The organism is Streptomyces sp. SID10853, assembly GCF_010548145.1.
Lineage (GTDB): Bacteria > Actinomycetota > Actinomycetes > Streptomycetales > Streptomycetaceae > Streptomyces.
The window spans coordinates 1-9762 of sequence record NZ_JAAGLN010000256.1; the positions used below are offsets into that span (position 1 = coordinate 1).

Genomic DNA, 9762 nt, shown 5'->3' on the forward strand with positions numbered 1-9762 from the left:
GACCGCGACGAGGCCGGGCTCGCGGTGCTCGCCGGCCGGGCCGCCGGGCTGTCCGGCGCGGTCGAACCGTACGGGCTCGACCTGACCGACCTCGACGCGGCGGAGCGGGCCGCCGCCGGCACGGACGTCCTCGTCAACAACGCGGGCCTGCAGCTCGTCCGGCCCATCGAGGACTTCCCGCCCGAGGTCTTCCACACCGTCCTCACCGTGATGCTGGAAGCACCCTTCCGGCTGATCAGGGGCGCGCTCCCGCACATGTACGCCCAGGGCTGGGGCCGCATCGTCAACCTCGCGTCCGTGCACGGGCTGCGCGCCTCCCCGTACAAGTCGGCGTATGTGTCGGCCAAGCACGGCCTCGAAGGGCTCTCCAAGACCGCGGCGCTCGAAGGCGCCCCGCACGGTGTGACATCGAACTGCGTGAACCCCGGTTATGTGCGCACCCCGCTGGTCGAGCGGCAGATCGCGGACCAGGCCGCCGCGCACGGGATCCCGCCCGAGCGGGTGGTCAGCGAGGTCCTGCTGAAGGAATCGGCGCTCAAACGGCTGGTCGAGCCGGACGAGGTCGCCGAGGCCGTGGCGTACCTCTGCGCGCCGCAGGCCGCGTTCGTCACCGGCACCTCGCTCTCGCTCGACGGCGGGTGGAGCGCGCGTTAGCGGGCCCCCGGGCCCAGACCTCCCGCGACGTAGGCGCGCGCGCCGTCCTCCAGCCGGGACCTGAGCGTGAAGAACAGGTCGGCCGCCCGGATCCCGACCCAGCCGTCCGGGAGCAGCTCAGCCGGCAGGCCCGGGTCGAGGTACGGGAGCTGACGCCAGTCGGTCAGCACCCGGACGTAGTCCACGAACGCGTCCCGCCCGGCCGGGCCGGTGCCGGCCGCGGCCGGCAGACGGTCCAGTACACCCCCGTGCTTACGGACGAACTCGCCGTACAGAAGCTCCAGTTGGTCGAGGTCCCACCACTGCCTGACCTTCTCCTCCAGCGGGCCGAACGCCAGGTGGTCGGCCCGGAAGAGGTCGGCGTAGCCGTCCAGTTCCAGGCGGCGGAGCATCTCGGCCGTGGCGTCGTAGAGATGCGCGGGGGCGATGTAGACCCCCGCGGAGGCCGTGCCGAAGCCGAGCCGGGTCAGCCGGGAGCGCATCAGATGCCGCTTGCTGCGCTCCGACTCCGGTACGGAGAAGACCGCGAGCAGCCATCCGTCGGACGGTGTGGCGCGGTCCCTGCGGAAGATGCGGCGGTCGCCCTCCCGCAGGACCGAGAGGCCCTCGTCGGAGAGTGCGTACCCCGCCGAGCCGTTCCGGCGTTCGGCCCGCAGCAGGCCCCGCCGCTTCAGCCGGGAGATCGACGACCGTACGGCGGGGGCCTCGATACCGAGGTCCGCGAGCAGCCCGATCAGGGTGGCCACCGAGAGCCAGCCGCCCTCGGTCCTGGAGTAGAGGCCGTACACCGTCACGATGAACTGGCGTGGCTGCGCGGAACCGGCTGCGGGCTCCCCCTTCGCGGGCTCATCCGCTTCTGCTGCGATCGTCACCCGGGGAGGCTATCAACGGGGTGTTCCGGTTCTACGGTCTACGATGTCGTTCCTCCGTGTGCTGCTGTGTCAGGAGGCCGGTGTGCCGGACAGGAAGACCGTACGACCTTCGCGCCGTGCGCTGGTCGCCGGCGGTGCGGTGCTGGCCGCCGCACTGGCGCTCGCGGGCGCCGGGGCCGCCGGGCTGCTGAGCGGTCACGGCCACTCCGCCGCCGGGCACTCCGACGGTCTGCCGCACACCGGTGTCGACGCGTCGGCCGGCAGTTGCGGAACGGGCTGGCACGACCCGCGTCCTGGCACCCAGGTCTTCGACGTGCACAACACGTCGAGCGTGCCGGTCGAGGTGTATCTGAAGGACGCGTCGAGCGGCGCCGTGTACGGCGAGGTGGAGGGGCTCGGGCCCGGCACCACCCGGGCGCTCCGGGTGACCATCGCCTCGGGCTCCTACGCCTTCGGCTGTTTCCCCGACGACGCCGCGTCCGTCACCGGTCCCACCGTGCGGGTCCCGTCCGGCGGTGACGGCAGCGGCAGCAGCGGTGAAAGCGGCAGCAGCGGCCCGGCCGCGGTGCCCGTCAGCCAGCACGATCTGATCCCGCCCACGCTGAGCTACCAGAAGTGGGTCACCGGCCGGATGGGCTCACTTGTCGGCGCCGCGCGGCAGCTCGCCACCGCGGTCCGCGCGGACGACCCGGCACGGGCCAGGAAAGCCTGGCTCACCGCGCACCTCGACTACGAGCGGCTCGGCGCCGCGTACGGCACGTTCGGCGACGCGGACGCGGCGATCAACGGCACGACCGCTGGGCTGCCCGGTGGCGTCCACGACAAGGACTTCACCGGTTTCCACCGCATCGAGTACGGGCTGTGGCACGGCGAGTCCGCCGCCGCCCTGCGGCCGTTCACCGACCGGCTGGTCAAGGACGTGGTCGCCCTGCGTGCGGACTGGCGGCAGGCCCGGATGGACCCCCTCGACCTGGGGCTGCGGGCGCACGAAATCCTGGAGAACACCGTGCAGTTCGAGCTGACGGGCCGCACCGACTACGGCAGCGGCAGCAATCTCGCGACCGCCCGCGCCAATCTCGACGGCACCCGGGTGGTGCTGTCCAGGCTGCGCCCGGTGCTCAGCGGCAGATATCAGGGGCTGAAGACCCTGGACACCGAACTCGACCGGACCCAGGCGGTGCTGGACCGTCAGGAGCACGCAGGGCACTGGACCGCGCCCGCCCGGCTCGGCCGCGCGGAGCGCGAGAAGGTGAACGCCGCGGTCAGCGGGCTGGTGGAGCGGCTCGCCGACATCGCGGCTCTCTGTGACGTACGGCGGTCGTCCTGACGGCCCGTCGGTTCAGGCTCAACAGTTTGTTTGCTCAATTTTGTTTTCCCACCGGATGCCAGCTGTTCACTCCCGTGTCATCGTGATGCATCGTGTCAGGATGTTGAGACGTGCATGACAGGGTGCACCAGTCAGAAGTGGAAGGCGGATCCGCATGGGGAGCAAGGGCAGAGGAGCAGGCGCGCGCCGTTGGGGAGCGCTGGCCGGTGCCGCCGCGCTGACCGTACTCGGCGGCGCCGCACCCGTCTGGGCGACGGTGCCCGCCACGGCGCACCACGGGAGTGCGACGGCGACCCCCATCAAACACCTGGTGGTGCTCTTCGACGAGAACATCTCCTTCGACCACTACTTCGCGACCTACCCGCAGGCCGCGAACACCGACGGCACGAAGTTCACCCCTTCCCCGCGCACGCCACACGACATCGACAATCTCCGTACGGCCGGGCTGCTCGACAAGAACCCCAACCAGTACCTGCCCAAGCGGCTCACCCCCGACCAGGCCATGACCTGCGACCAGAACCACTCGTACGGTCCGGAGCAGTACGCGTACAACGGCGGCAAGGCCGACAAGTTCGTGGAGAACACCGACTCGGGCAAGTGCTCGGGCAACCTCTTCGGCGAACCCGGCCTGGGCATGGACTACTTCGACGGCAACACCGTCACCGCGATGTGGAACTACGCCCAGCACTACGCCCTCAACGACAACTCCTTCGGCTCCGCCTACGGCCCTTCGACTCCGGGCGCCATCGAGCTGGTCTCGGGCCAGACGCACGGTGTGGTCTCCACCGACCCCGCCTCCTCCACCGAGCACCCGAAGCGGACCGACAAGCCCGACCCGGCGGCGGTGGCATCGCCGGACGCGCACGGCGTCGGCACCATGATCACCGACCCGGACCCGGCCTACGACGACTGTTCGGGCAACGACCACACCAGCAAGTCCTCGCTCGCCATGCTGGGCGGCAAGAACATCGGTGACCGGCTGAACGAGAAGAACGTCAGCTGGGGCTGGTTCCAGGGCGGCTTCCGGCCGAGCACCCCGTGGGACGGTACGTCGAGCCACCTCGCCAAGTGCGGCGGCACCACGCACGCGAACGTCGGCGGCGAGCAGGTCGTGGACTACAGCCCGCACCACGACCCCTTCCAGTACTACGCGTCGACGGCCAACCCGCACCACGTGGCGCCGAAGTCGGTCGCCGAGATCGGTCACGCGGGACAGGCCAACCACAACTACGACCTGACGGACTTCGACGCGGCCCTCACCTCGGGCCATCTGCCGTCGGTGAGCTTCCTCAAGGCCCCCTCCTACCAGGACGGGCACGCCGGATACTCCGACCCCACCGATGAGCAGGACTTCCTGATCGGTCAGATCAACAAGATCCAGCAGTCCCCGCAGTGGAAGGACACGGCGGTCGTCCTCGCCTACGACGACTCGGACGGCTGGTACGACCACGTGTACGCCAAGCCGCGCAACGGCTCGCAGGACACGAGCAAGCAGACGAACGGCAAGACGGTGGACTCACCGGCCTGCCAGAAGGGCCCGAAGGCCGCGGGCGGTTATGCCGACCGGTGCGGTCCCGGCGCCCGGCAGCCGCTGATGGTCATCTCCCCGTACGGCAAGGTCAACAAGATCGACCACACGCGGACCGAGCAGACCTCCATCATCAAGTTCGTCGAGGAGAACTGGCACACCGGCCGCATCGGGGACCACTCCTTCGACACCCGGGCCGGATCGCTGGCCGGGATGCTCGACTTCCGCCACCCCAACGGCAAGCAGGTCCTGCTGAACAAGGACGGCTCCGTCAAGTCGGCCGGCCCCATCAGGTCCGTGGCACCGGTCGCCGCGCGGATCACCGACCCGCAGCGGCAGAACGTCGCCATCCAGGAGCTCTCCGGCAGCGGAAGCTCCCGGCCCGGTCTGCTGACCGCCGGCGTGCTGGCGGCAGTGGTCGTCGGCGGAGCGGGTGTGACGCTTGCCGTCCGCCGCCGCTCCGGGCGGGGCGCGGCCTGAGCCGTACGGCATGACGTGACGCCGGGGACCGGGCCGTGGTGGCCCGGTCCCCGGCGCTGCTTTCCGGCGCGCTGTCCCCGCCGTTCTCAGGTGGAGGCTGCCGGGCCGACCTGGGTCTTGAGCTTCGAGATGTTCACCGCCTGGTCGGGCGACGGTGTGCTCGACGGCACGGGTTTGTCGAAGCCGGAGAACCCCACGGTCGCCAGGGTGGTGCCGTCCTTCGCCTTCACCGTGACCTGGACGGGATAGGGCTTGCCGTGCGTCGCCACGTACAGGGTCTCCCGCTGGCCGCCGCGCACCCCGCTGACCGGGACCACCTCGATCCCGTGGAGCTTGGTCACCTTGCCCTTGGTCAGCCGGCCGCCCGAAGTGCCCGACTCCGTACTCGTCTTGAGGAACGAGTCCAGATCGCAGACCTTCGAGAGGCCCTGCAGCGGGGAGTCGGTCGACGACCCTTCGAGATAGCGCCCGTTGATGACGGCCTCGGCGGCGCTGCCTCCAGGCACCTGGTTCTTCCAGAACGCCGCGTCCGGCTTGATCCACACCTTGCCGCCCCTCTTGATGATCTCGACGGAGCCCTGTCCGCCCAGGCTCAGCGAGCCCCGGCAGTTGGCCTGCCGGTCGAGCGTGAGGTCCATCGAGGTGGGGGTGCCCCGTGAGCCGAATCTCCCGTGGACACTGATGTGCAGCGATGAGGTCCCGAAGAGGGCGTCATGTGCCTTTTTGGCGATCTCCTGGGCCGACAGCGACCCTGTCCCGCCGTCCGCCACGGCTGAGCCGCCCGCAGCGATCGTCAGAACGGCTGCTGCGGCGCCCGCTGCCAGTGGCTTGGCCATGCGGTGTCCTGTCAACGTCGCCTCCTGAATGTGCCTGGTCAAGGGCGGTGAGACGTACACGACGAGGCTACGCCCGCCATGCGTGTGCCGCACGGCGGGCGCCGGAGGGGGCGGGAATCAGCCGGTGTGTGCTGCCTGCGGGGAGTGCGGTGCGGCCGGCGCTCGGGTCGTGCCGCTGCCCTGCGGCACGCCGCCGTTGGTCCACACCGGGTCGGGCCAGGTGCCGGTGCAGACCGGCGGGTCCGCGTACCAGCCGGAGTTCCCCGCGCCCTGGGTGATCTCGAAACCGGAACCGATGCAGTTGTGGATCGGGTTCGGCTGCGCGATGTGGGTGGCGGTGACATCGGTGAACGAGGCGGTGCCAGGCGCCTGGATCTGGAGGGCGTACGTCCCGGCGCCGTCGATCCGCACACGGTCGAAGTGCAGACCGTTCGTCGCACCATCGATCAGCATGATCGCCGCGTACGAGCTGTCGAGGATCTCGCTGTCGGTGATGTCGATATCGCCGTTCACCGGTTCGTTGAGGCCGCTGAACCAGACGGCGCCCACGCCGAACTGCCAGTTGAAGTCGTTGTTCCCGGTCCGGATCAGGGTGTTGCGCGCGGCGGTGGTGGTGCCTGAAACGGCTGTTCCCTGACCGGAGTTGACGCCCGGATAGCGATTGGCGATATGCAGTCCGCCGCCGTTGGTGACGGTGTCGGCCATCACGTTGTCGGAAAGGGTGATGTCCTTGCCGCCGTAGGTCACGATGTTGTTCGCCAGGATCGGCAGGACCACTGTGTTGAACGTGAACTTGTTGTTGACGTTCGGGATGTTCTCCGCCCACATGGCCAGACCGTCGTCGCCGGTGTTGCGCACGAAGGTGTTGGTGACGGTGGAGTTGGTGACGCCCATATGGAAATTGACGCCGTCCGCCGTCTGGTCGAGGATGCGGCTGTTCTTGATGGTGAAGTTGTCCATCGGCCCGTCCATCCAGGCACCGACCTTGGTGTGCTGCATCCATACGTCGTCGACGGTGGAGTCGGAGAGCGCGCCACCGACCGCGTTGACCTGGTCGTTGTCCTCGCGCTCACGGATGTCGCCCATGATGGCGAAGTCCTTGAGGGTGACGTCGCTGCTGCCGCCGGCCGCCGCGTACTTCCCGTACACGCCGACGGCCTTGCTGCGGTCGGTCGGGTCGCGTCCGGTCAGCACGCTGTACCAGGGGCCGGCTCCGGCGAGTGTCACCTTGTCGACCACGATGTGGTCCCGTACCTGGAAGGTGCCCTGCGGGATGTACACCGTCCTGCCCTGGGCCTTGCCCGCGTCGACGGCCGCCTGGATCTCGGCGGTCGAGTCCGCGGCTCCGGTCGGGTCGGCGCCGAAGTCCTTCACCACGTCCAGCGCGCCCGCGGGCTCGGCGATCGGCGCGGCCACCTGCTCGAAGTCGGCCAGGTCGATGGTGAACGTCGGTGACTGCGCCGTCGACGAGACCTGGAGGCGGACCTTGGTCCCGGCCGGCAGAGTCGAGCCGAACATGGTGCGCGTCTCGTCGTAGAAGTGGTGCGGGTTGGTGTCACCGGGGTTGTTGTTGAAGGGGTAACCCCCGTAATACCAGCTGTACTTGGAGGTCACTGGCACGCTCTTGAGCTGGTTGCCGTCGACCTTCAGATCGATGGAGGCGTCCCGGCCCGCCCCGTCCGGTGTGTCCGGCAGCGAGTACCGGAAGGACATCGCGTTCGCCGGCGCGGTGAGAGTGAACTCCACATACTCGCCGGTCGCGTCGAGCGTCACCGCCTGACGTCCGGACGCCTCCGACGGCAGATGGCCGTAGAGGCGGTCGGGGCCGATCAGGGTGCCGTTGGTGGCGGCGTACTCGGCCTCCTGCTCCTTGAAGGGCACGTCGGCGCCCCGGCCGGAAACGCCGACGGGTGAGGGGGCCGGCACCCCCGCCGCCCAGGCGGTGGGGGCACTGGAGAGGACCACGGCGGCGGCCGTTCCGGCTAGGGCGAGTGCCATGGAGAGCGATACGGAGATGTCGCGGCGGAGCAGGCGGCGTCTTGGGGGAGGGGTCACAGACATACGTCCTTGCGGCTCGTGGGGGGCTCTGCGGACGCCGAAAGGCTAGAAGCGGGACCGAAGAAAGTCTATGAGTCTGCGCAAGAAACCACGTCCAGAGCGCAAAATAACGACTGCCGTGTCAGTCGGGGGCTGGGCGTCAGTTCCACCCCGTACCAAGGTCAGTTCCGTGGTGTGTCCGCCGGGCCCGAGTGGTGCGCCACGATCGCCGCCGCGTCCGTGCCGCGCGGGAGGATGCCGTACTGATGCCCGCGGTCCTCGCCGAGCCGGGCGCCGACGAATGCTTCGGCCGACGCGTGCGGTGCGTACCGCAGCATCAGTGACGACTGCAGCGCCAGCGCCATTCCCTCGACCGTGGCCCGTGCGCGGGTCTGCGCGGCGACCGGGTCGTGCAGATCGGCGGCCAGATCCCGGCGCAGCCGCTCGACGTGCGCGTCGAGGACCTGATGCGCGCCCGCGGTCTTCGCCAGCTCGTCCCAGAACGCGTCGAGGGAGTGTGGCGTCCTGGCGATCCCGCGCAGGACGTCGAGCGCGATCACATTGCCCGACCCCTCCCACACGGCCATGACGGGCTGCTCGCGGTAGCGGCGCGCCAGCGGCCAGTCCTCCGTGTACCCGTTGCCGCCCAGGCACTCGAGCGCCTCATAGGCGTGGTGCGGACCGCGCTTGCAGATCCAGTACTTGGACACGGCCGTGGCCAGCCGCCGGAACGACACCTCGGACTCCCCGCTGTCCTCCTCGTATGCCGAGGCCAGCCGCAGCGAGGTCCAGGTGGCGGCCTCCGTCTCCAGGGCCAGATCGGCCAGTACGGCGGTCATCGCGGGCTGTTCCACCAGCCGGGCGCCGAACGCGGAGCGGTACGTGGCGTGCCACACCGCCTCCGACAGCGACTGCCGCATCCCGGCCGTGGAGCCCAGCACACAGTCCAGCCGGGTGTGGTTCACCATCTCGATGATGGTCGGCACCCCGCGGCCCGGCTCGCCGACCCGCTGGGCCCAGGTGGCGTCGAACTCGACCTCGGACGACGCGTTGGACTTGTTGCCCAGCTTGTTCTTGAGGCGCTGGATACGGACGGAGTTGAGGGTGCCGTCCGGCAGCACCCGGGGCACGAGGAAGCAGGTGAGCCCGGCCTCTGCCTGCGCAAGGACCAGGAACGCGTCGGACTGCGGGGCCGAGAAGAACCACTTGTGGCCGGTGAGCAGATGGGCGCGGCCGTCCGGGTCGGACGGCAGCGGGACGGCCCGGGTGGTGTTGGACCGTACGTCGGAGCCGCCCTGCTTCTCCGTCATCCCCATACCGAAGGTGAGCCCCGCCTTGCGGCCGGGCGCGATGAGCCGCGGGTCGTAGGTGCGGCTGAACAGGCCGGGCAGCCAGTCACGGCCCACGTCCGGGTCGCGCTGCAGCACCGGCACCACCGCGTGCGACATGGACATCGGGCAGGCGTGGCCCGGTTCGATCTGGGCGAAGAGCATGAAGGAGGCCGCCCGCGCCACCGCGGCACCGGGCTTGGGGTCGGCCCAGGCCGCCGTATGGGTGCCGTGCCGTACCGAGGCGCCGATCACCTCGTGGTACGCCGGGTGGAAGTCGATCTCGTCGACCCGGTTGCCGTAGCGGTCGTGGGTCCGCAGCGCGGGCGGGCTGGTGTGGGCCAGCTCGGCCCACTCCTGGAACTCGCCCGAGCCGACGAGAGCGCCGATCCCGTGCAGCTCGGACGCGTGGTGGCCCGCGCCGAACTCCTGGACGGCCGCGGTCAGCGGGGCGTTGGCTGCGTACTCGTCGATACCGACGCGGGGCGGCACCTGGTTGACGACCTCATGGGTGAGCCGCGGCGCGGGAGCGTCCGGGAGACCGGCGGCGGGGGAGGGGTGCTCCGTCATGGCTGAATCCTGTCTGCTGGCGGGTGGTTGCCGGTGGGACGGCCGGATGGGCGTGGGGGCCGCTCGGCCGTGGTGCGGCCGGGCGGGAGCCGGCCGGGGGTGGCGCCCGGTGCGACGGCGGCGGGCGGGG

Annotated in this window: 6 protein-coding genes and 1 pseudogene; 3 read left to right on the top strand and 4 right to left on the bottom strand. The window is 70.1% G+C overall.

The window, feature by feature from the left end; translation table 11 throughout:
• Positions 1-654 (top strand): SDR family oxidoreductase (locus tag G3I19_RS30950; protein WP_164267036.1); only part of this gene is annotated, 654 nt, incomplete at its 5' end.
• Here G3I19_RS30950 and G3I19_RS30955 read toward each other — a convergent pair.
• A complete protein-coding gene (locus G3I19_RS30955) occupies positions 651-1526 on the bottom strand; it encodes a PaaX family transcriptional regulator C-terminal domain-containing protein (RefSeq protein WP_343235259.1) in 876 nt (291 codons plus the stop codon). The genes G3I19_RS30950 and G3I19_RS30955 overlap by 4 nt on opposite strands.
• A gap of 82 nt (positions 1527-1608) precedes the next feature.
• Here G3I19_RS30955 and G3I19_RS30960 point away from each other — a divergent pair, with 82 nt between their 5' ends.
• Entirely contained in the window at positions 1609-2853 is a 1245-nt protein-coding gene (locus G3I19_RS30960) for an EfeM/EfeO family lipoprotein (protein ID WP_343235260.1), read from the top strand.
• A gap of 154 nt (positions 2854-3007) precedes the next feature.
• Positions 3008-4861 carry an alkaline phosphatase family protein gene (locus tag G3I19_RS30965; protein WP_164267038.1) on the top strand — a complete coding sequence of 618 codons (1854 nt, stop codon included), beginning with the start codon at positions 3008-3010 and terminating at the stop codon, positions 4859-4861.
• An 86-nt stretch (positions 4862-4947) separates the two neighbouring features.
• Here the strand turns inward: G3I19_RS30965 and G3I19_RS30970 are convergent, their stop codons facing one another.
• The 3 genes and pseudogenes from G3I19_RS30970 to G3I19_RS30980 all read right to left on the bottom strand — a co-directional run bounded on the left by G3I19_RS30970 (position 4948) and on the right by G3I19_RS30980 (position 9632).
• The gene (locus tag G3I19_RS30970) at positions 4948-5697 is read right to left on the bottom strand and encodes a hypothetical protein (RefSeq protein WP_239074945.1); all 750 of its coding nucleotides are present in this window, start codon (positions 5695-5697) and stop codon (positions 4948-4950) included.
• Between the two features lie 183 nt (positions 5698-5880).
• Positions 5881-7752: pseudogene (locus G3I19_RS30975) on the bottom strand (glycosyl hydrolase family 28-related protein); the annotation flags it as partial.
• Between the two features lie 164 nt (positions 7753-7916).
• Positions 7917-9632, bottom strand: coding sequence for an acyl-CoA dehydrogenase family protein (locus G3I19_RS30980; RefSeq protein WP_164267040.1), 1716 nt, complete (start codon positions 9630-9632; stop codon positions 7917-7919).
• Between the last annotated feature and the right edge of the window lie 130 nt (positions 9633-9762).